This window comes from Prevotella pectinovora, from assembly GCF_000834015.1.
In the GTDB taxonomy this organism is placed as follows: Bacteria; Bacteroidota; Bacteroidia; order Bacteroidales; family Bacteroidaceae; genus Prevotella; species Prevotella pectinovora.
On sequence record NZ_JXQI01000053.1, the window covers coordinates 1 to 25069 of the forward strand.

The following is a 25069-nucleotide window of genomic DNA, read 5'->3' on the forward strand; positions in this document are numbered from 1 at the left end:
AGGACCACGACGTGGAACATTACCCGATTCATTGACGAGATTTTCAGAGAATTGCTTGCATATCTCAAGTATTTTGACGAATTTTGTATAAAGGTTGTACATACGATGGTTTGAACTTAATGTTTTGATCACCACTAAGTTACTAAAAATCAGCGATATATACAACCTTTTACTCATATTTATCAACTTAAATTAATTCCGCCAACGGGTATGGATAGTAATGAAAAGACATATACCTCAAAGCAACTTGAAGTAATACATGCTGATACTGGCTACAATATGGTATTAGCAGGTCCTGGTTGTGGCAAAACGGATATTCTTGCTGAAAGAATAGCGATAGCTTATGAAAGCGGTAAAGCAGAACTTTCAGATATGTTGTGTTTGACCTTTACCAACCGTGCAGCCCGAGGAATGTACGACCGTATCAAGAAACGTCTTGGTGATGACTCGTCAGAATTATTTGTTGGAAATGTACATCGTTATTGTTCTCATTTCCTTTTTGAAAACAGTGTTGTTTCCGCTGAAACGTCCGTTATGGATGAAGATGACACCAACGAGGTTTTAACAAGTGAAATTGAGGAGTCAGACATCAAGAAACTGATTGGTTATCGAGAAGAACAAGGAGCATATGGTATTCTTGTGTCAATGGATTGGTATACTATAAATCATGTGCTTGGAATCGATATGCATGCTTCTGGGTCAACAGGTAAGGTCAAGGTTGAAACTGCCAAAAAGGTTATCAATGCCGTTCGGTACAAAGTTATGGATATGCAACACCTTATGTACCAGATTAAAGGCGAACATCCGCATGATTCTTTGTTGCATAGAGAAATCATTGAATTAGATGGATTCAAAGACTATTATCCTTTTATACGCAGTCTAAAAGATGCATTCATAACCATAAAATATGATTATAGAACTTATAACGGGCTTAATCCTGTTGATAAGTTAATCGCACTTGCTGAAAAATTTGGAACATACAAGGAAAAGAATGGTCTCATAGATTTCGATGACCTTCTACTTATAACCTATGATGCGTATCTAAATGACATAGAACATGCTTATAAAAGATATAAGTGGGTACAGATAGATGAGATTCAAGACCTCTCCAAATTCCAAATATCACTGGTTGACTTGTTTACTGACAAGTCTAAAGATTTTGTTGTCCTCTATTTAGGAGATGAGCAGCAAGCTATATATTCGTTCATGGGTGCTTCTCTTAGCACTCTTGATATGCTAAAAGAAAGATGCATAAACCATATTTATCATCTTGATAAGAACTTTAGGTCTCCAAAGTATTTATTAGACCTGTACAATGAGTACGCAATAAAAGAATTACATGTAGATAAAGACTTCCTTCCTGAGCCAAAAGATGAAATGGAGGCTGGATTCCATGATGTTTGCATCCATGATTACGGTTCTTTATCAGAAGAGGTAGATAGGGTATATAATGATGTTCTTCCATATCTGATAAAAGAAGTTAAAACTGAAGAAGGCATAAAAAAGGCAAGGACAGCATTACTTGTTCCTTGGAATATCGATGCTAATGAAATCAGTGACCGATTAAAGAAAGATAAAATACCTCATTTCAAAATATCAGGTATGGATTCTTTTCAGATGGTACACATGAAGACCCTTATGGCTCATTTCAATGCAGTTGACAATGACTTCAACCTTATAGCTTGGTCTCGTATCTTAAAGCAAACATTCGCTGTTGACACATACTCTCAAGGTCGGCATATTATTGACGAAATGAGAGGCATAGGTATGTGCCCTTCTGACTTGTTGAGAGATAATGGCTCAACATTAGGTGAATTTGTATATTATTTTGATAATGAGGAGATTGTACTCTTTGATACGGAAACGACAGGAGTAGATGTCTTTACGGATGATATTATCCAAATAGCAGCCATAAAGATCAGAAATGGTGTAGAAGTGCCAGGCTCATTTAAGGAAATTTATCTACGTACAGATAAAAACCGTATTCCGGCAAAACTAGGGAAATTAGTGAACCCAATGGTAGAGGATTATGCACAAGCAGAAAGAGAAGGTCGTGTTGTTGAAAGAACGCAAGGTCTTGAAGACTTCATGAACTACATAGGAAATGCCGTTTTGCTTGGACATAATGTGAAATATGACTACAATATCCTAAAATACAATCTCAAAAGGTATTGTGGGAATAAATATGATTGGTTTGAAACACCGATATTAGATACATTAAAATTAGCACATCTTATTTGTCCTAGATTTAGAAGATATAAGCTTGCATATCTTATTGAGCGTTTAGGATTAGAAGGAACCAACAGCCATAATGCAAAAGATGATATTATGGCAACATATGAACTTGCCAAATATTGCAGGGCTCAGTCTGACAATCTTTTGATTAAGCAAGGTGATTTCTATCAAAGACGTGATGTTCAAAAGATTATAGAAGAGCTTTTCAACGGATATAAGGAATGTTATGACATCACAAAGGCCAGACTTTATGAGCTATGTGATGATAGCGCCCCCTTGGCTTTAGTAAGGGAAATGAAAGAATTAAGCGAATCTCTATCTCGTATTTGTGAATTCAAGATTGTAGATAGCTTCGATCTGATACTTTCATTCATAGAAGAAGATGTTATAAAAGATGAGCCAAATGCATTAAAGGCACACTTTGACAATCATCTTATGGACATGAGTACATATCGAGAGGCTGATCTTTGTTCAAGTTCTCATTTTAAGGAAAACCTTTTTGTTTCTACTGTTCATAAATCAAAAGGTCTTGAATTTGAAAATGTAATTGTTATGAGAGCTGTTGATCAAAGATACCCTCATTTCGCCCATGTAACATATGAACAACAGGAAGAAGATAAAAGACTGTTCTATGTGGCTATTTCAAGAGCAATGAAACGCTTAGTTGTATCGGGGTCTTCAACACAACAATTCACTCCGTACCTTCGTTCTATTCTCCATCGCTTTACTGTAAGATCCATCATCGGTAGATATTTAATTGAGATTGGTTCATCTGAAATGCGAATATCTGAGAATGGAATTAGAAAAAGAAGATATACACACATAGAAAGAATCTTTAATCCTTCAAATATCAAAGATCAGTTTGCTCTAAAACAACAAGTAGGTTGGCTTGGTAGTCAAATTGAGCTATTAGAGAATGTAGATAAATTTATGCTTAAGTATGGCATAATTCCTTCAGTAAATTAACTAAAATCATATTCAAAAATGAGAACAAAAGTAGTAGGTGTTACGTTTAGTAACGAGGATGGCTCGAGTAGAACCAGAATTATTGCTGGTATGACTGAGTCTGATAAGGTGTGCATTGAAAGAGACCCATTTAATCAGTATGATGCTAATGCAGTAAAAGTGTGCGTATTAAAGAACGGAGAAAAGAAACAGATTGGATTCCTTGCAAAAGAAATTGCAGCCGAAATCTCTCCTAAATTACGCAAGAATGTCACATTTAATGTATCAATTGCAGGTGTAGGTATCTGGAATGACAGACCTTTCTGCGAAATAGACATAATGGAGGTGGCTTCAGTTCCTAAAGAAGAGGTAAAACCTGTAACTTCAGGCCCTTCGTTTACGCCATCAAAACCTTCAGGTCCAACTTTCAATCCAACGCGTCCTTCAGGACCTGCTTCTACACCGTCAAAACCTGCAGGTCCAACTTTCACACCAAATAGACCTTCAACCCCATCGTCAACTCCAACTTCAACAACAGCAAGAGCAACTGTATCTGGAGCTAGTCAACCAAAGGCAACCCCTGTGACTTCTTCACCAAGACCTTCTTCATCAACAACACCGCAGAATACAAACAATTCGGGATGTTTGGGAATTATGGTTGGTATTGTTGTGGTATTATCGGCATTACTAATGCTTTAGGGGTTAATTAAGATTGGAAAAGTATCGAATCAGAATTGTTGCTTTATCACTGTATGCAATACTTCTTAACGGATGTATTGCATGCAGTGGTTCGCATCATAGATATAGCGAGTTTACACCTGAAAAGATAGTAAAAGGTAGTGGATTAACTCTTCCAAAATACAAGATTCAACAAGACATAAATGATAAAGACCTCATTGAAGATGGATGGGGGCAACAGGGGTGGCTTCTTGAAATATCAAGAACATACGATAACGAGTTTTTAGATAGCCTTGTTCGCTTTGATGAACGATGGGAGTTTCAGAACGATGCTCGACAGCAGTATTTCTTTTACGAGAAACTAAATGAGACCGAATCCAGAGTAATCTACATCGGAAAAGACAATGATCCTATAATGTCTGTATGTTATGAATGGAAAAAGTAAATAATCTCTCAAATTGTCTTTATTCAATCTATAAATAATGAGTACATCAAAAGATTATGCTATGGAATCAGGCGAAAACTGTTATACGGTTTTTGCCAACATCAATAATGAATTTAGTTTGTTCGTAAAATCATGCGAGCTTTCTGCATTTCGTGCACCAAGTCCTGGGATTATTGAACATGATTTCAAAGGAAATAGTTTGTCATTTGTATTCAACTGGGAATATTTGGAAATCTATGACACTGGTAACATCGAAGAGAAGAAAGCTGTGAAGATACCAGAATTAAAGAAACATCTGCAGGAAAGGATTATTTCAACAAATATCATAGATACTCAATTCTTTGACACTATTGATTGTTGCAAAAAAGATGTTGAACAATTTGAATATTCATATCTGAGACTGGAATTAAAAGATGAAAAAGATTTTGCATATATTTTTCTTGTAATATCAGGTTTCTTTAACCCTCTTTCTACAGAACATTTCTACATATAATGAAACACAGGTAAGGAATGGTTGATACCTCTCGGTTTAAGTATATTCATCTTATTAAGATTGACAACAAAACAAGCAGACCCACTGATTTTCAGCAGAAATGCCGATTGTCAGTGGGTTTGTTGTTCCCAAAATGAATCCCACAAGGCATGTTGGGAACATTAGATTACTTCGTCCAGTGGTAGTGACTGTCGAGCATCAGGAAGATAGCCAAGCCGAAAATTACGAGTCCAAGGACAAAGAAGAACCAGAAGAATAATAAACGAGAAAATAAAGCTTTTGCATCACACATGCGGCAACTCCACAATAAAAAAAATAAGCAGGAAGAGGGAATGGAAATTCAATATGATTTTGTGCTGGGCGATAGGCTGTGCTGCATCGAGAACCAGAGAGTTTATATTCTTCCTGAAAAAGACTTTGGCTCTTCCTGGCGATTGATGCAATACAATTCTATCGCCATAAACGTAATCGTGGAAAATAAGAAGGGTGGTATCAACTCCTGTGATAGTCCTTATTCTGATGATATTCAGAAATTTAATAATGATTATCTTCGCCTGACTTCTGAGGCTACTGCTGAAGGTAAATTTTCTTCTCTAGAGGATGCAATGGTGGTTAGAACGTCGGCGATGATAGGAACAGAACTTGATTGCATCGTGAATCAATACACAGATTTGTTTTGCAATCCCATGCTGATGTGGGGGAGTTATCGCCATGGCTTCTCCCGTACCACGCTCCCCATTCCCTTCCAGTTTTCATCATGTTCATATGGATGGCAGTCATGCAGCACGATTCTTAGAATTGTTACAAGCAATAATTATTGCTATATAAAAACATTATAGCATAATTATGCTCAAAGAAAGGAGCAAAAAGCATGGAAAATCGGGAAAACTGTTGTATATTTGCAGAAGATAAGCTGCACCTCGGCATAATATTCAAGCAAGCTTGATATTCTGCTCTCGGTTTGCATTATCTTTGCAAAAGATTAGTTGCACCTCGGCAAAGATTGCAAGGGGAAACAAAAAATCCGGAACTATGATGGAGACGAATAACAGACGATTGCCAGTTGGCATCCAGTCTTTTGAGGAAATAAGAAAGGAAGGATTCCTTTATGTTGACAAGACAGACATTATCTGGCAACTTGCCAACAGGGGGAAAAAGTATAATTACCTGAGCCGCCCACGCCGCTTTGGCAAGTCGGTGCTTGTAGATACACTCGAAGCCTACTTCACAGGAAAGAAGGAACTCTTCGAGGGGTTGAAGATCATGGAACTGGAGACGGAATGGGTGAAGCGACCTGTCATCCGTCTCGATATGAGCCGTGCAGGAGCAGAACCTGACACTTTGCGCTCTTATCTCAATAATATTTTCAGACAATATGAAAAAGAATATTCATTGGTTCCTAATCCAACAGACAGTCTTGCCGACCGCTTTAATGCCATAATAGTTGGTTCGTATGAGCAGACCGGACAGCAAGTGGCAATTCTCATCGATGAGTACGACTCTCCATTGCAGCATTCCTGGAAAACTCCTCAACACGAAGCATGCACAAGCATCTACAGGGAGGTGTTTGCTATCTTAAAAGCTGACGACAAATACGAAAAGTTTGTCTTCATCACAGGCATCACCAAGTTTACTCAAATCTCGCTCTTCTCTGTGCTCAACAATCTGAGCAACATCAGTTTTGATCCAGAATATGCTGCCCTCTGCGGCATTACCAAGGACGAGATGCTGCGCGATTTCAGACCCGAGATAAACAAACTGGCAGAATATGAGGGCTGCACCTTCGATGAAGCTGTAGCGCTGTTGACGGCTCATTATGATGGCTACCATTTCAGTCATGACAACATGGTGGATGTTTTCAACCCGTTTAGTCTTATCAATTCTCTCGCTGATTCAAAGTTGAGAAACTATTGGGCTTCGTCTGGTGCAACATCATTGCTTCCTAAGTTTGTTGATGATATGGAAATAAGACTGAAAAATTTTGAGAACTGTCCGATAGACCGCGACACCCTTGAGACCTCTGACGTAACAGGGGGTGGAGCAGAACTGTTTCTCTATCAGTCGGGATATCTTACGATAAAGGATTATCTTGATGGCATTTATTTGCTCGGCATTCCCAACTATGAAGTCCGCAAGGCTCTATACAAGATTGTCTTGCCTGCCTTGACGTTGCAATCGAATGCACAAGTAATAACAACCCAAAGCATGTTGTTGTATTCCCTAAAGCTTGGCAATCTCACCGAAGCCATGAAATGCCTGAAGGCCCTCATTGCGGATGTGCCCTACAGCAATAAGAAACTTGCAAGCATGGATATGGAGGAACGCTACCGCCTGATATTGAGCACCATATTCAATGCCATCGGCTGCCGGGTGGAAGTGGAGAAGATGATTGCTACGGGCAGAATTGACATGGTGGTGGAAACTACCAACATCATCTATGTCCTTGAATTGAAACTTAGCAACAACGGCGGCATTGACGCTGCCACCGAACAGATCAGAGCCAAGCAATATGTCGAACCTTTCAAGGCTGACAAACGCCGGGTGACTGCTCTTGCCATAGAACTGGACGACAAGGGAAAGGGATTGACTGACTGGAAAGAAGTATAGTGTTTTTTTAGATAGAAAAGTATCAAAGTATCATTTCCGACTTCTGTCAGACACCTTAAGCCCACTAAACCAACAGGTTAGACGTATGAGACTTTTCCGAATGTTTTACAGAAAAGTATCATAGAAGTATCATCAAAGTATCACTGGTAAATCATCATCGGAACACCATAACACCAAATATAGGCAAGGAGAACAAAACATCAAGAAATGGACACGGATTGTGCACAAATGGGGCAAGCACCGTGCCCATGTAGGGCAAGCACGTTGCCCATGTGGGGCAAGCACGTTGCCCCAAGTGGGCACGACCAGTGCCCAAACCGTGCCCAAAATATTCATTAGCCTGCTATATGTACTTTCGAGACATCCGACCGCTTAAACCCTAATCGGTCATTAGCCAGTTTATTGTATTTTTATATACTGCTTGCAGTCTTTTGCTCTTTATAAGAGCGTTTTTCGTTTGCTTTTAATTCGCAACAGCTCACTATTACTCATAAAACTTCATCCAACACCTGATGTAGATTGCCAATCAGATAGAACGGCAGGTTGATTAATCGGTATTCCTTGCCATTTGGTGTCTTTACTTTATCTACAGAGTATGGATTAGACCAAACACGGATGGCTGTGTCTATATTAGAATTGTCCATGAAAACATGAATTGAACGCAGACGGGCATTGGTACCACTCTTCACTTCTATAGGGTAGAGCCTGGAGTTGTGGGTGAAAATGAAATCAACCTCGGCGCCATTGTTGGGTCTGGCCCAAAACGAGCGGTGCTGTCCAACACGGTCTTCTATCGACAGAAGCTCTTGTGCCGTGATTTGCTCGGCAAGATGTCCCCGCCAGCTGTCCACCATATCCGTTGAACCTATGATTTCTTTTCTGATGCCTGCCTGATAGTTTACCAAACCGGTATCAAACCAAATGAGTTTGGGCATTCTCTTGGTTTCAGGGATAATTGGCATCTGAGTGGAAGATACTGGATAAACCAATTCCAGGATCATGGTTTTCTCCAAGAGACGAAAAGCTTCGCCAACTTCTCGTGACTTATAGCCAGAGTTGGCAAAATTGCCCAAGGTGATGGTCTCGCCCGAAAATCCCCAACCATACGATAATATGAAGCGCACGACTTCTGTCAGTTTATTGCCTCTGACATATTTCTCAGAATCATCCTTGTAGGCCTGTACCAAAGTCTCGTACACATCTTCTATGGCTACGATGTCTTGAGTCTCTGCATAGCGCTGCACAGCCTCTGGCATTCCGCCAATGATAGTGTATTGATTGAATTGGTGAATGAGTTGCTCATGAAAGGCAACGGTGTATTCTGGTTTCTGTGAGAGAACAGCAAGAAGATTGGTTTTGCCGATGGCCCCCAAAAACTCATAAAAGGAGCAAGGACGCAAAGCCATATACATTACTCTTCCTACAGGAAAACTTACATTTACGTCTACAAGATTCTCCAACAGGCTACCTGCTGCTATGACATACAGGTCAGGTCTCTGCTCGTAGAAATATCTGAGCAGAGCGATTGTCTTTGGAGAATTCTGTATCTCGTCGATGAAAATGAGCGTGCTGCCTTCTCGTTGCGATTTGCCTAAACTGGCAAACAGCATATTGACCAAATCATTCAAAGGAATATCCATCTCGAACAATCTGACGCTCTCATTCATTTCCAGGTTGAAGTATAGGTAGTTGTCGAACTGGGAACCAAATTCGTTGACAACTGTTGTCTTGCCTACTTGTCTGGCTCCTCTCAAGATGAGTGGTTTATGCCTTTCATCTCGCTTCCATGCTTCTAATTTGCTTAATATCTTGCGCTTAAACATATCTTTTGTCTCAAATCATGGGCAAAGATACAACTTTTTTGTTTCAAATCAGGGGCAACAAGAATATTTTTTGTTTTAAATCATGGGCAAAACACCTCTATTTTTGTTTCAAATCAGGGGCAAAGACGTGAGAAATGGGAGATGGACTATTTACCTTTTACTACATTGTGGCTGTCAGGAATGTGGCGTTGCCGAAGATGTGGAGCGCTCTATGTCAGCTTATGACAACGAACCATCCAGACAATCGAAAACAACCATCTGGTCGCCAACAGCCAATATATAAATGCGTTACAGCAAAAACCTGACGATCTGACGGTTTATGAAGAATTTTCAGAATTTCCATTTTGGGGGATGTTTGTCATGGTTATCCCTACCCTCGGATGCAGACCGATAGGTACAAAAGCGGTGAAGCGACGTCAAATTAAAGACATGGATTATCCTGACATTATCATAATGTCTTCATAACCGGAAACAAGCAACATAGACAAAAAAGAAATCACACCAACCAGAAGAGATGAAAAAAGCAATAATACTATCAGCCGCGGTCTTGACTCTTGCCGCCACGACGACACTCGCAAAAGGCAACGATACAAAGACCGGAAACTGCCACATACTGTGGTATGACAAGCCTGCAGCAATGTGGACGGAAGCATTGCCTTTGGGCAACAGCCGGTTGGGAGCGATGGTCTACGGCACTCCTGCCACCGACCGTCTGCAACTCAACGAAGAGACTATCTGGGCAGGACGCCCCAACAACAACGCCAACCCGGAGGCTCGGGAATACCTGCCCCGGGTGAGAGAACTGGTGTGGCAGGGCAAATACAAGGAGGCGCAAGACATGGCTACGGCTCATGTCATGGCAAAGACGAACTCCGGAATGCCATACCAGCCCTTCGGCGACCTGTATGTAAGTTTTCCCGGACTGGAAGAGTATTCTGACTACCGCCGCGAACTGAGTCTCGACTCGGCAAGGGCAGTGACTCAGTTCAAGGCCAATGGCGTGACATACCGCCGCGAATACATATCGTCGCTGAGCGGCAACGTGATAATGGTGAAGCTCTCTGCCAGCAAGAAGGGAATGATAACATGCAATGCCCAGATGACATCGCCACAGCAGGACGTCAGCGTGAGGTCGGAAGGCGACGAGATTGTGCTCAGCGGCATCAGCGGATGGCACGAGGGACTGAAGGGAAAGGTGCAGTTCACCGGACGCGCCACGGCGCAGCTAAAGGGTGGAACAATCAGAAGCAAAGACGGTGTGCTGCAGATAAAGGATGCTGACGAAGCCACCATATTCCTCACCATCGCCACAAACTTCAAGAAATACAACGATATCAGCGGAAACGACACGCTACTCTCGGAGAGCACTCTGAGAAGAGCTCTCGACAGTGGTTTCGACAGACTGAAAAAGGAGCACGTGGCACTATACAAGGAGCAGTTTGACCGCGTGAGCCTCAACCTGGGCAACGACAAGTTTGCCGACAAGACAACGGACTGGAGAATACAGAATTTCAAGAGTCACAACGACGAACACCTTGTAGAGACATACTTCCAGTTCGGACGCTACCTGCTCATCTCCACATCGCAACCCGGCACACAGCCGCCAACGCTTCAAGGACTGTGGAACGACAAGATGATGCCGTCGTGGGACAGCAAATATACCTGCAACATAAATCTGGAAATGAACTACTGGCCGGCTGAAGTGGCGAATCTCACGGAACTGAACCAGCCGCTCTTCTCGCTCATCAAGGACGTGAGCGAGACGGGACGCGACGCTGCCCGCATAATGTATGGCGCTGACGGATGGGTGCTCCACCACAACACGGACCTATGGCGAGTGACAGGAGCCATCGACAAGGCTCCCTCTGGACTATGGCCAACGGGAGGGGCATGGATGAGCCAGCATCTGTGGGAACACTATCTATATACCGGCGACAAGGGCTTCCTGAGCAGCGTGTATCCGATAATGTGCGGTGCGGCACGATTCCTCAACCAGATAATGGTGAAAAATCCATCGGGCAGGAACTGGATGATATGTCCGTCGCTGTCGCCAGAGAACCCGCATCTCCACAAGGCCACCACGGCGGCCGGAGTGACGATGGACAACGAACTGCTGACCGACCTCTTCAGCCATGTGATAGAGGCATCGAGGATTCTCGGAGCCAAGGGTGACAAGGCATTCACAGACAGTCTGCAGGAGAAGCTCGACGGACTGCTGCCTCTGCAGACCGGACGCTGGGGACAGTTGCAGGAATGGAAAGACGACTGGGACAATCCCGACGACATACACCGCCACGTGTCGCATCTCTACGGTCTGTATCCAAGCAATCTGATTTCGCCGTTCCGCACACCGGAACTGGCTTCGGCAGCTCGCACATCGCTGATTCATCGCGGCGACCCCTCTACGGGATGGAGCATGGGATGGAAGGTGTGTCTGTGGTCGAGACTCCTCGACGGCAACCATGCCCTGAAGCTCATCGGCGACCAACTAACCCTGGTGCGCAACGAGAAGAAGAAAGGCGGTACCTATGCCAATCTTTTCGACGCCCATCCGCCATTCCAGATAGACGGAAACTTCGGATGCGCCGCCGGCATCGCCGAGATGCTGATGCAGAGCCACGACGGTTTCATATATCTGCTCCCTGCCCTGCCCGACGCATGGAAGGAGGGAACGGTAAGCGGACTGAAAGCACGCGGCGGTTTTGAGGTGAGCATGACATGGAAGGAGAACAACATCGTGAAAGCTGTGATAAAGTCGGAAAACGGCGGCAACCTACGCATACGGTCTGCCGTACCGCTCACAGGCAAGGGACTCCGGACTGCCAAAGGCAAGAATCCCAACCCACTCTTCGCCACACCGACAAACGTGAAGCAGCAGATCAACCATCCCGAAAAGATCGAGAAGATGCCAGAACTCAGAAAGTCTTACGTCTATGACATACCGACCAAGAAGGGACAGACGATAGAACTGAAGGCGAAAAACTGACAACCTCTTATTATATAAGAAAAATAACGAATACAATATGACAATAAAGAAATCTCTATTCATCGCAGCCTTCATGCTGCTCGCCACGACAATGGCAAACGCTGCCAAGAAGACCATATACAAACCATGGTCTAACGGCAAACTGAAAGTATCGGCAAACCAGCGCTATCTCATACACGAGAACGGCACACCGTTTTTCTGGCTCGGCAACACCGCATGGCTGCTGCCGGAAAGGCTGAACCGCGACGAGGCTGAATATTTCCTCGCCAAAGAGCGCGAACTGGGCTACAACGTGGAGCAGATACAGGTGCTCAACGCCATTCCAACCTTCAACGTTTATGGTCAGCAGGCCAACAACAAGGAGTTCGACTTCAGCAAGGTGTCAAAGCCGGGTGTCTACGGATACTGGGAACACCTGGACTACATCATAGACCGCGCTGCCGACAACGGAATATATATCGCCATGGACTGCATCTGGGGGTCTATGATCGGCCAGATGGACGTGAAGAAGGCTGCTGCCTACGGCAAGTTCCTGGGTGAGAGATACAAGGACAAGCCGAACATCATCTGGATGATAGGCGGAGACATTCTCGGCGACAAGTCGCCTGAAGTGTGGGACGCTCTGGCCCGTGCCATAAAGAAATACGACAACCGCCATATCATGACTTTCCACCCAAGAGGCAGAACCACGTCGGCAAGATGGTTTAACGACCGCGAGTGGATGGACTTCAACATGTTTCAGAGCGGTCACCGCCGCTACGGACAGCGCAATGGTGACGGCGACTACACCATAAAGGACAATACCGAGGAGGACAACTGGCGCTATGTGGACATGAGCTTTGAGAAGAAGCCACTGAAACCTGTAATCGACGGTGAACCTTCGTATGAGGACATTCCGCAGGGACTGCACGATTTCTCAGCTCCTCGCTGGCAGGACTACGACGTGCGCCGCTATGCCTACTGGGCGGTATTCGCCGGATGTTTCGGACATACCTACGGCCATAACTCCGTGATGCAGTTCATGCGTCCAGGAGTGCTCGCCTCGTTCGGAGCCGAAAAGCCATGGTGGGAAGCCATGAACGACCCTGGCTACAAACAGATGAGATACCTGAAATGGCTTATGCTCGCCTTCCCGTTCACTGAAGCGGAGAGCGACCAGAGTGTAATCGCCGGTCAGAACGGCGAACGCTACGACCGTGTCATCGCTCTGCGCGGCAGCGACTTTATGCTGGTATACAACTACAGCGGCAAGCCGATGTCTATAGACCTCACCAAAATCAGCGGCAACAAGAAACATGCATGGTGGATGAATCCTCAGAACGGCAAACTGTCGTTTGTTGGCGAAATGGACAATAAAGTAACCGACTTCACCTACGACGGTGCTTATCTGCGCGGCAGCGACAGGGTGCTCATCGTAACAGATGCCGACAAGAACTACCTCTCTACCTCTCAGACGGAATTAGAAGAAAAATGGTAAGCCTCCCCTGCCTGTTCGTTTACTTGTAAACTGGTCTATCCATAAACCGGTCTACCCGTAAACTGACAACATAATAAATCCAAACCATTATGATAATGATTCTTTGAGACTCAAATTCATCATAATGATTTGGATTTATTTCTTTTTCTTACAAGCCATTTGGTTTGGATTTGCGCCACATTCCTGTTGAAGTTGGTTTGGATTTGTATCAGTTTCCTCCGAATGTTGGTTTGGATTTGTATCGTTTTTTAATCGTTTTTGGTTTGGATTTGATTAAAAACCACCCGTTTTTTGGTTTGGATTTGAAAAAAATATCGTACCTTTGTGCATGATAAGACTGCAGTTTAGACACACTATTCAATACAAGCAAACTACAGTTTTCGCAAAAATCAGATTTTAACGATTCAGACATGTTCACAAGAATTGCCATCAACTACCTTCGTCAATGGGCGGAAAAAGAAGAGAGGAAACCTCTTGTATTGCGTGGAGCTCGACAAGTAGGAAAAACTACCCTTGTAGATCTTTTTGCAAAAGATTTCGAATATTACATATACATAAATCTTGAAGAAAAGGAAAACGCAAATTTGTTTGCAAACTACAGTTCCTTCGAAGATTTGCTGTCTGGCATTTTCTTCAAAGCGAAAACAACAGCAAACAGTGGACGCACACTTATTTTCATCGATGAAATACAGAACGAACCAAATGCCGTGCAGTCACTTCGCTATTTCTATGAGAAGCGACCAGACCTTTATGTCATTGCTGCAGGATCGTTGCTCGAGAGTCTGATGGGAAGACACATCTCCTTTCCGGTAGGTAGAGTTGAATATATGGCCCTGCACCCATGCACCTTTGTGGAATTTCTGACAGCTACAGGCTACAATACCCTTGCAGAACAGGTAAGTAACATCTCTGTGCCACAATCCATGCATGAATATACCCTTGATCTGTTCAAGAAATATATGATTGTAGGCGGATTGCCTGAGGCTGTAGCCAACTATGCCAAGCACAAAGATTTCGTGAGACTCAACGGAGTATTCAATTCGTTGCTCTCCGGGTATCGGGATGATGTGGAGAAATATGCCGACAAGCCTAAGGAACAAGACACCATACGCTATATTCTAAACTATGGATGGGGATTTGCCGGACATAGAATACAGTTCGCCAAGTTTTCAAATTCTTCATTTAAGTCTACCGACGTGAGCAATGCTTTCAGAATATTGGAAAAGACATTACTCCTCGAGCTGGCATATCCTCAGACATCCGCATCGTTCCCGATATTGCCGGACACGAAAAAAAGTCCCAAACTCCTATGGCTCGACACCGGACTTGTCAATTATGTTGCCGGCATGCAAGATGATCTGCTGTTTTCAACCGATACCGATGAACTATGGAACGGCGACATTGCCGAACATATAGTTGCACAGGAACTGCTCGGGGCTTCATTCATATTTGGTGAGAAGCGTATATTCTGGGTACGTGAAGCAAGGAACTCACAGGCAGAGGTGGATTTCCTATTGCGCTACAAGTCACATCTCCTGCCGATAGAAGTAAAGACGGGAAACAATTCCAAACTCCGGTCGCTACATCTGTTCATGAACGAATCAAAAGAGGGAGTGGCTCTACGCTTATGGAACGGCAATATGTCGTCAGACAATATATCCAAATCGTCTGGCGACACGTTCACTCTATACAATATCCCGATATATTATGCCGGACAGCTACACACTTTTCTCAATCAGCTGTCATTCAACCCAAATCGGTAATTAGCTTTGAGGTTCAACCTGATGCCTCAACCGTAAACCCAAATCGGTCATTAGGGCTTGCCTGGATTTTGTCTTTTTAGAAGGATGGATTTTGTTTGGCTTTTAATGAGTAATAGCAAGCTATTGCGAATTAAAAACAAGCAAAAGACGCCTTATAAAAGACAAAAGACTGCAAGCAGTTATAAAATACTACCTTTGAACGGCCTAATGACCGTTTTGGGTTAAAGCGATGGCGGTTACAAAAGCCACGTCACAACGTCTTAAACGTAATGAGATATTCACTGCTCAGAAACAACAGAAGATTATGAATAAGACTATAATGACAGCGGCTTTGGCTCTCTTTGTCATCGGCAGCGAAGCGACAGCAAGAGAAATGGCATCGGCAAGCAAAATGATGTCAGCAAGCCAAAAAACGACAACAAGAAAGAAGACTACGGCGAGAAAGAAAGCGACAGGGATAAAGGTAGTTGACCTGAGGACCGAACGCATGGTATCGCCTATGAGCATCGGCACGACAACGCCTCGCCTGGGATGGCGAATCACGGCAGACAAGAGCGACGTGATGCAGAAAAGCTACCACATCATCGTGGCTTCATCTGAAGAGAATGCTCTGAAAGGCATAGGCGACCTGTGGGACACCACGGCTGACAGCGACCAGTCGCAATGGGTGGAATATGCCGGAAAACCTGTGCGCAGCAACACTACCTGCTACTGGCGAGTGAAAGTGGAGACGACACAAGGCGACTCTGAATGGAGCGACGTGGCGATGTGGAATGTGGGACTGATTTCTGAATCCGACTGGAGCGGACAATGGATCGGTTTCGACGCCGCCAAACCGTGGGACAAAGAGGAGCTGCACAGCAAACTGTCGTCGAGATATCTCAGACGGGAATTCTCTCTGGACAAACCCGTGAGGAAAGCTACGCTATACATCAGCGGACTGGGAATGTATGAGGCGTTTATCAACGGGAAGAAAGTGGGCGAACAGGTATTGGCTCCGGCACCGACAGACTACCGCAAGACGGTGGTTTACAACGCATTCGACGTTACCGACATGATGCAGTCAGAAAATGCCATTGCCGTGGCACTGGGCAACGGACGATACTACACCATGCAGCAGAAAAAGAAGCCTTACAAGATAACGAACTTCGGATACCCGAAGCTGCGCGCCAACATAATCATAGAATTTGCCGACGGCACGAAGAAGACCATTTCAACCGACACGAAATGGAAGCTCAACGCTGACGGCGCAATACGCTCCAACAACGAATACGACGGCGAGATTTACGACGCACGAAAGGAGTTCAAGGGATGGACAACGGCTGGCTACGACGACTCAAAATGGGAGAACGCCGAACGCACCGCTATCCCCACCGGCACGCTGCGCGGAGCTATGAGTCCAAACATGAAGGTGATGAAGCAGATGCCGGCACAGACTATCACCATGCATGGCGACACGGCGATAATAGACCTCGGACAGAATATCGCAGGATGGCTCAAGATGAGGGTAGAGAATACTGCAAGCGGCGACTCCATAAAGATACGCTTTGCCGAAACACTGACTCCCGACGGCAGACTCTACCGCGAGAACCTGCGCCATGCGCTGACGACGGACTGCTACGTGGCTGACGGCACGGAGAAGGGCAAATGGTGGAACCCGACATTCGTATACCATGGGTTCCGCTATGCTGAGATTACCGGACTGAAAAGTCCGAAGAAGGAGGATTTCATAGGTGAGGTGGTGAGCGACGAGATGGAAAAGACCGGTACGTTCACCTGTTCAGACACCATTCTCAACAAGGTTTACCACAATGCGGAATGGGGAATACTCGCCAACTACAAGGGAATGCCCGTTGACTGTCCGCAGCGCGACGAGAGGCAGCCGTGGCTCGGCGACAGGACAAGGGGCTGTCTGGGAGAATCGTTTATCTTCGACAACAACCTGCTCTACAACAAATGGGACCGCGACATCACTGAAGCCCAGCGAGAAGACGGATGCATACCCGATGTGGCACCGGCATACTGGAACTACTACTCCGACAACATCACATGGCCGGCAGCACTGCCTTTCTCCATGGAGATGCAGTATGACCAGTTCGGCGACCTGTCGGCTATCAGCAGATATTATCCAGCCGCAAAAAAATGGATAACCCATATGGGCTACCAATATGAGAAAGACGGACTGATGCCTCGCGACAAATACGGCGACTGGTGTGTACCGCCAGAAGACATCAAGATGATACACAGCAAAGACCCAAACCGTACCACCGACGGAACCCTCATAGCCACAGCATACTACTATAAGCTGAACAGGATGATGGAACGCTTTGCCGGCATCCTGGGCAAAAGCGACGATGCACAGGCTTTCGCCAAGAAGGCGGAAGAGGTGAAGACGGCTTTCAACAGAAAATTCCTTACTATAAAGAAAGACACCCATGAGGCTTACGGCGGACTGCTGTATCCCGACAGCACATTCTACGGCAACAACACCTGCACAGCCAACCTGCTGCCGCTCGCTTTCGGAATGACCGACGACCCGTATGTGAAGACTGAGGTGGAGAAGAACATCCTGAAAAACATCATTACCCTGAACAAGGGCAGGATACCGTGTGGCGTCATCGGAGTGCAATGGATAATGCATACGCTCAGCGACATGGGACGCACAGACGTGGCATGGCTGCTCGCCACAAACAAGGCATACCCGAGTTGGGGATACATGGCAGAAAACGGCGCGACAACGACTTGGGAGCTATGGAACGGCAACACGGCAAGTCCGAAGATGAACAGCGGAAACCATGTGATGCTGCTCGGCGACCTCGTGTCGTGGATATACCAAGACCTCGGAGGAATAAACAGCGACCCCGACAATCCGGGCTACAAGCATATCATACTGAAACCGGACTTCAGCGTTGACGAAATCGACGACATCAGCACGTCGTACAAGAGCATCTACGGCAACATCCAGAGCAAATGGAAAAAGAAGAACGGAATGCTGCACTGGCAAGTGGAAATTCCTGCCAACACCACTGCGACACTACACATGCCCGACGGCACGACAAGGGAAACGGGATCGGGAAAATACTCGTTCACCGAGAAACTGCCAATGAGAGACAGCAGTATCGTGACTGACGAATTTCTCTACACCAAGGCTACATTCCCGGAATGCCATTCGGCTACCATCGCAGAGACGACAAAGGGTGACCTCGTGGCAACCTACTTCGGAGGAACAAAGGAGCGCAATCCCGACGTCTGTATATGGGTAAGCCGCAAGGTGAAAGGCAGCAAGGAATGGACAAAGCCACAGATGGTGGCAGACGGCATCATCAACGACACACTGCGTAAGGCATGCTGGAACCCGGTGGTATACCAGATTCCACAAGGCGACCTCGTGATATATTTCAAGATCGGCAGCAAAGTGAGCGACTGGTCCGGATGGATGGTGAGATCGAAAGACGGCGGAAAGACGTGGTCGAAGCGTGAACCGCTGCAGAAAGACTTTCTCGGACCGGTGAAGAACAAGCCGGTGATGAGCCGCGGCAGACTGATTGCTCCGTCAAGCATAGAGAGCAACGGATGGAGACTATACTTCGAATACTCCGACGACATGGGAAAGACATGGCAGCGCACGGACTACGTAGAAGCTGACAGTATCACCATTGAGGGAAAGAAGAAACTGAAGGACCTCGCCATACAGCCGAGCATCATCTTGCTGAAAGACGGCAGGCTGGCGGCTCTGGCACGCACACGCAGCGAACATATAGGCATAACATACAGCGAGGACAACGGCAAGACATGGTCGAAGCTCAAACTCATCGACACGCCAAACAACAACAGCGGACTTGATGCCGTGACGCTTTCCGACGGCAACCACGTGCTCATCTGCAACGACAAGCCTATTCCCAACGGAATAAAGAATGGCAAGGGACTGCGCACTCCGCTCTCGCTGATGACAAGCAGCGACGGCGAAAGCTGGCAACATTGGATGACGCTCGAAGACTCGCCAATCAGCCAGTATTCATATCCCTCGATAATCCAGACCTCCGACGGACATATCCACTGCATCTACACATGGCGCAGACAGAGGATAAAACATGTGGAGGTGAGGACTGACAAGTAAACGAATAGAAAAGTTGAAAAGTAAACAGGTCAAATAACTTGACTCGTTGAAAAACAAACAAGTTGAAAATTTGACAACAAACTTCAATGTCCAATGAAACATCTACTATCCATACTCCTCATGCTGCTGACAATGAATGCAGCCAGCATGAACGCCACACCGACAGAAGGCAAGACCTCCGTAGCGGGATTCTTTCCGCTCAACGGCAGCGGACGCATAGTGTATAACTTCAACCAAGGCTGGCGCTTCCATCTGGGCGACGCCAAGGGAGCGGAGGCTACTACATTCAACGACTCCAAATGGGAAGTGGTATGCGCCCCACACACCGTCCGGCTCGAACCATCTGAGGCGAGCGGCGGCAGAAACTATCAGGGCGTAGCATGGTATCGCAAACGCTTCCGGATGCCGAAAGACATGCTGGGAAAGGATGCTACACTGTATTTCGAAGCCATAATGGGCAAACAGGAAATCTACGTGAACGGCAAACTCGCCACATCCCACCTCGGCGGCTATATGCCCATAATCATAAATCTGACACAATGCGGAGTGAAGGCCGGCGACGAGTGCATCATCGCCGTGAAAGCCGACAACAGCGACGACAAGAATTATCCGCCGGGCAAGAAACAGGCGGCCCTGGACTTCTGCTACCACGGCGGAATGTACCGCGACGTTTGGCTCATCGGCAAATCGCCGATTGCCATTACCGATGCCAATGAGCAGAACAGCGTTGCCGGAGGCGGAGCATTTCTCCACTTCGACAACATCTCGGAAAAGAAGGCCGACGTGTTTGTAAACGTGGAGGTGGGCAATAAGTCGACTGCCACTGCGTCACCTACCGTAATAGTAAGGATAAAGGACAAGGGAGGCAAGGTGGTGGCCACCATGAAACAGAAAATCTCTGTTGCTCCAAAATCTGCAACCACGGCAACGCCACACACCACACTCCGGACGCCTCATCTCTGGAGCCCTGAGTCGCCATATCTGTATGATGTGGAGATAAGCGTGGTGAACGGCGGAAAGACAGTAGACGGCGGCATCCTGCACATGGGAATACGCAATGCGGAATTCTGCGGCAAAGATGGTTTCTGGCTCAACGGCAAACCTTATCATCAGCTCATCGGCGGCAACCGCCACCAGGATTTCGCCTACGTGGGAAATGCGGTGCCTAACAGTCAGCAATGGCGTGACGCCAAGAGACTCAAGGATGCAGGAATGACGATAATCCGCGCTGCCCACTATCCTCAAGACCCGGCATTCATGGATGCCTGCGACGAGCTGGGACTCTTCATCATCGTACCTACTCCGGGATGGCAATATTGGAACAAAGACCCTAAGTTCGGCGAACTGGTGCATGAGAACACCCGACAGATAATCCGTCGCGACAGAAACCACACGAGCGTGCTGATGTGGGAACCGATTCTCAACGAGACACGTTATCCTGAGGATTTCGCACTGAAAGCCCTCGACATAACACACGAGGAATTCCCCTACCCTGGTCGTCCTGTAGCCGCCGCCGACATGAATTCGGCTGGAGTGAAAGACAACTACGACGTGCTCTACGGATGGACTGACGACATAGGCAAGGAGGGCACACCGGAAAACAAATGCATATTCACCCGTGAGTTCGGAGAGATGGTGGACGACTGGTATGCACACAACTGCCTGAACCGTGCTGCCCGCTCATGGGGCGAGAAGCCAATGCTCACCGCCGCCCTCTCTCTGTCTGACACCTACGGCGAGATGTTCCACGGCCAGCGCCAGTTCATCGGCGGATGCCAGTGGCACCCCTTCGACCATCAGCGCGGCTACCATCCCGACCCATACTACGGCGGTATCTACGACGCCTTCCGCCAGAAGAAATATGCCTTCGAGATGTTCCGCTCACAAGACCGCACACAGGAGCCTATGGTGTTCGTGGCGAACGAGATGACACAGTTCTCCGACGAAGACGTGGTGGTGTTCTCCAACTGCGACAGCGTGAGACTGACACAATTTGAGGGCGACAAGGTGCTCACACTGCCCGTAGTACACGATGCCGGCGACAAGCCTTGCGCACCAGTGGTATTCAAGGGATTCTGGAATTTCTGGAAGGCACGCGAATATAGCTACAAGCAGCGCAACTGGCAGCGGGTGAGTCTGCTTGCCGAAGGAATAAAAGACGGCAAGGTGGTATGTTCTGAAAAGAAGATGCCGTCGCGCCGCAGCACCAAAATCCGTCTCTATGCCGACGAGATGGGCAGAAAGCTGACAGCTGACGGCAGCGACTTCATCGTGGTGGTGGCAGAGATTACCGACGACAACGGCAACGTGAAGCGTCTGGCAAAAGACAATATCATGTTCAGCATCGAGGGCGAAGGACGCATCATCGGTGATGAGACGATTTTCGCCAACCCTCGTGCCGTGGAATGGGGAAGCGCCCCTATTCTCGTTCAGGCTACCGACAAACCGGGCAGCATCACCATCCATGCCCGCAGCGCCTTCTCTGGTGTGTACGCTCCTGCAGAAGCCACGTTGACGATAGAGAGTGTGGCTGCCGAAATGCCGAAATGCTTCACCGATGAACCGTCTGCCAAGACCGTCCGCACGGCATCTGCCTCAGCGGCAGCCTCTCAACAGATGACCGACGAGGAGCGCCAGCGCACTCTCGAAGAGGTGAACCGTCAGCAGATGGACTTCGGAATACAATAATCACCAAACGGTATTAATGCAAGTTCTAATTACCGGTTTTGGATAATTGCATAGTCTGTACAATACACATCACGCCGCAACACCGACTGTCTCAACGATTCAGAGACTATTGGTGTTGCGGCGTGACCGTTTTCTTATCCCTATCAATACTATGGATTAAGCCCGAACCAGTCATTATGCCTGTCTGGATTTTATTCTATAAAAGTGAGTTTTTTTCGGCTTTCAGCCCAAATCAATTATTAGGACCTGTTTGGGTTTGTATTTTGGGAAGAGGGGATTTTGTTTGTTTTTAATTCGCAATAGCGGGCTATTGCGAATCAAAAATTTGCAGGCTATACAAATAAATAGTACATTTGCACATTGACACCAGCTGGATTCATTCCGGTGAATAAACGGGACAAAAAACTTTAGAATCATGACACGCGAAGAAACAGTATTGAACTATCTCAGAGAACATGACATACCATTCACCAACTACAACCACCCCGAAGGAAAGACCATCGAAGAGGCTAAACAATGGTGGAAGGATGACGGCAGCGTGCACTGCAAGAATCTCTTCTTCCGCAACCACAAGGGAAACAGGCATTATCTCGTGTGTTTCGACAGCGACCACGACCTCGCCATACACGATCTGGAACATCTGCTGAAGGAATCGCTCGTGAGCCGCGGACTGCCTTCATGCGGAAAACTCTCGTTCGCCTCTCCTGAACGGATGATGAAGTATCTGGGACTGGAACCAGGCAGCGTGTCGCCTTTCGGACTGATAAACGACACGGAAAACCACGTGCATCTGTTTCTTGACGAGAATCTGCAGAAGGCAGACTCCCTGTCGTTCCACCCTAACGACTGCCGCGGAACGGTGGTGATAAAGCGAGAGGATTTCGAGCGGTATCTCAGCATCGTGGGCAACACGTATGAATACATAAGATTATATTGACAAACAATCGGAATTTAGCATTTGTAGATTGCAAAATCATAGTTTTTTTTACACAAAGCGACATGTCGAGTGTAAAAAAACCACTTACCCATATATTTATTTTACTTTTATTTCTTTCGTAAAGAAACATTTACTAACTTTGCATTACAAACCTTACTTAAGGTTAAATATTGCTAACAGCAAAAAAGGATGAGGAGGGGAACATACATACCCTCCCCCACAATAAAAAACATATCTATCAAACAAAAAAACAAATTGTAAGCTAATCAAGGACTTGCAAGTATTATACTGACATTTTTCAGCAGGCGATGTGAACATACATGTCTTCAGGCCAGTTTGTCTACTTGTCCTTCATCTACTCGACTACCAAAAACAACTTAAAAACAAATACCTTATGACAACGAAACAATTATCACTACACTGCAAGAGCATCGGAATGATGTGTCTGGCAGGAGGAGCGCTCACCATGGCGTCTTGTGCACAAGACGACCTCACGGGAGAGCAATTCGGCAGTGGAGTTAGGAATTCGCAGCTCGTGGCACCATCGGCCGACCAGATCAGCGTGACGCCGAGCACCGACGGAAGTCAACAGATCATTGCGTGGCCCGTGGTGGAGGGAGCCGGCGGCTATCATGCCGTGCTGACAAACGTGGACAACGGAGAGGTGGTGAAAGACACACTCATCGACGGAATCACATTTGCGGCACAGCGCATCGAAGACACCAACTACACGTTAGCCCTCTCGGTGCTCGACAACGAGAAACTGAACAACAAAGGTTCTGAAGCCGTGACAAAGGCTTTCAGCACATTCACCGCCACCTATCAGGTGATTCCTGACGGTACCGACCTCGCCACTTATTTCGAAGAGAATGCAGTGCCCGACGAAGGACTCACCACCATGCTCTGCTACGACCTTCAGCCAGGAGGAGAATACACGATGTCGAAGAGCGTGGACTTCGGAAACAAACAGGTGACGCTGCGCACTACAAGCATCTCTAACCATGCCAAGCTGAAGCTAACGGCAGACAACGTGTCGATAAAGACCGGCACCATCTTTGCCCTGAAGAACCTCGACATCGACGCATCGCAGTCGTTCGACCCGCTGATAAGCCTCTCTACTCCCGACGAGAGCATCAAGGGCACTGGCGACTACTACATAGTGCGCGGAGCACTGACCATCAACGGATGCAACATCACGGGAGTGAACAACAATCTCATTTACGACGGCAACAAGAAATACTGCTATGAGAGCGTGGTGATAAACAACACCATGGCTCATCTCACACTGAGCAGCCAGACAAACGTCAGCGGAAACGCCGTGATATACTTCAAGGGCGGATTCGCCAACACGCTGCAAGTGAGCAACTCCACGATATGGAACACGGGAGACAGCGACAGCAAATACTTCGTGCAATACAACAACAGCGGACGCGCCACACGTGCCGGATACAACAACAGCAACGTGAACTTCCTGAACTGCACTTTCTACAATATCGCAAAGACTGGACAGTGGGCTAACTATGGAGGATTCAACGGACAGAAGTGTTCTTATTTCGACGTGGAGCGCAACATCTTCGTTGACTGCGGAAACAAGCAGGTTATCCGACGCATTCTGGGTGGACGCTCGGCATCGTCATACGACGTGGCGAAGACTCTATTCAACACCTATATGTTTGACGGAGAATTCGAAAGCACCGGTGGTATCGTTGAGAACTACGACGTGACTGGCAACTGTCTCGAAACCGACCCAGGTTTCAAGGATGCCAAGAACGGCGACTTCACCATCAGCGGTTCGGCACAGCTGGAAAACAAGACCGGCGACCCTCGCTGGATAAAGACAGCTGAATAACAAGAGACTGGCAACAATCGAAAACA

Annotated in this window: 14 protein-coding genes and 1 pseudogene; 13 read left to right on the forward strand and 2 right to left on the reverse strand. The window is 46.5% G+C overall.

Features of this window, described 5'->3' with window-relative positions; genetic code table 11:
* Positions 1-177 (reverse strand): annotated as a pseudogene (locus ST42_RS13810) (IS982 family transposase); the annotation flags it as partial.
* 33 nt (positions 178-210) lie between these two features.
* On the opposite strand from ST42_RS13810, the gene ST42_RS06115 reads away from it, so the two are divergent.
* The 6 genes from ST42_RS06115 (at position 211) to ST42_RS06135 (ending at position 7403) form a co-directional block, all read left to right on the forward strand.
* Positions 211-3201, forward strand: a complete 2991-nt coding sequence (locus ST42_RS06115) for a 3'-5' exonuclease (protein WP_044072865.1) — start codon at positions 211-213, stop codon at positions 3199-3201.
* Between the two features lie 18 nt (positions 3202-3219).
* Entirely contained in the window at positions 3220-3879 is a 660-nt protein-coding gene (locus ST42_RS13520; RefSeq protein WP_082028597.1) for an HIRAN domain-containing protein, read from the forward strand.
* 13 nt (positions 3880-3892) lie between these two features.
* Positions 3893-4303 (forward strand): hypothetical protein, encoded by a 411-nt coding sequence (locus ST42_RS06120; protein WP_044072866.1) that lies wholly within the window; start codon positions 3893-3895, stop codon positions 4301-4303.
* Between the two features lie 37 nt (positions 4304-4340).
* Positions 4341-4796, forward strand: a complete 456-nt coding sequence (locus ST42_RS06125) for a hypothetical protein (RefSeq protein WP_044072867.1) — start codon at positions 4341-4343, stop codon at positions 4794-4796.
* Between the two features lie 332 nt (positions 4797-5128).
* Entirely contained in the window at positions 5129-5635 is a 507-nt protein-coding gene (locus ST42_RS06130; protein ID WP_156139310.1) for a hypothetical protein, read from the forward strand.
* A gap of 193 nt (positions 5636-5828) precedes the next feature.
* The gene (locus tag ST42_RS06135) at positions 5829-7403 is read left to right on the forward strand and encodes an ATP-binding protein (protein ID WP_044072868.1); all 1575 of its coding nucleotides are present in this window, start codon (positions 5829-5831) and stop codon (positions 7401-7403) included.
* A 488-nt stretch (positions 7404-7891) separates the two neighbouring features.
* Here ST42_RS06135 and ST42_RS06140 read toward each other — a convergent pair whose 3' ends face one another.
* A complete protein-coding gene (locus tag ST42_RS06140) occupies positions 7892-9226 on the reverse strand; it encodes an ATP-binding protein (protein WP_044072869.1) in 1335 nt (444 codons plus the stop codon).
* Between the two features lie 514 nt (positions 9227-9740).
* Between ST42_RS06140 and ST42_RS06145 the strand changes: the two genes are divergently transcribed.
* From ST42_RS06145 to ST42_RS06175, 7 genes are all read left to right on the forward strand, one after another.
* A complete protein-coding gene (locus ST42_RS06145; protein ID WP_044072871.1) occupies positions 9741-12212 on the forward strand; it encodes a glycoside hydrolase family 95 protein in 2472 nt (823 codons plus the stop codon).
* A 37-nt stretch (positions 12213-12249) separates the two neighbouring features.
* Entirely contained in the window at positions 12250-13689 is a 1440-nt protein-coding gene (locus ST42_RS06150; protein ID WP_052488259.1) for a glycoside hydrolase family 140 protein, read from the forward strand.
* A gap of 410 nt (positions 13690-14099) precedes the next feature.
* Positions 14100-15452 (forward strand): ATP-binding protein, encoded by a 1353-nt coding sequence (locus ST42_RS06155; RefSeq protein ID WP_022316114.1) that lies wholly within the window; start codon positions 14100-14102, stop codon positions 15450-15452.
* A 391-nt stretch (positions 15453-15843) separates the two neighbouring features.
* Entirely contained in the window at positions 15844-19569 is a 3726-nt protein-coding gene (locus ST42_RS06160; protein WP_455430377.1) for a family 78 glycoside hydrolase catalytic domain, read from the forward strand.
* A 93-nt stretch (positions 19570-19662) separates the two neighbouring features.
* The gene (locus ST42_RS06165; RefSeq protein WP_044072872.1) at positions 19663-22257 is read left to right on the forward strand and encodes a glycoside hydrolase family 2 protein; all 2595 of its coding nucleotides are present in this window, start codon (positions 19663-19665) and stop codon (positions 22255-22257) included.
* A 415-nt stretch (positions 22258-22672) separates the two neighbouring features.
* Positions 22673-23194 carry a prolyl-tRNA synthetase associated domain-containing protein gene (locus tag ST42_RS06170; RefSeq protein ID WP_022317011.1) on the forward strand — a complete coding sequence of 174 codons (522 nt, stop codon included), beginning with the start codon at positions 22673-22675 and terminating at the stop codon, positions 23192-23194.
* Between the two features lie 394 nt (positions 23195-23588).
* Entirely contained in the window at positions 23589-25043 is a 1455-nt protein-coding gene (locus ST42_RS06175; protein ID WP_082028598.1) for a DUF4992 family lipoprotein, read from the forward strand.
* Positions 25044-25069 lie beyond the last annotated feature (26 nt).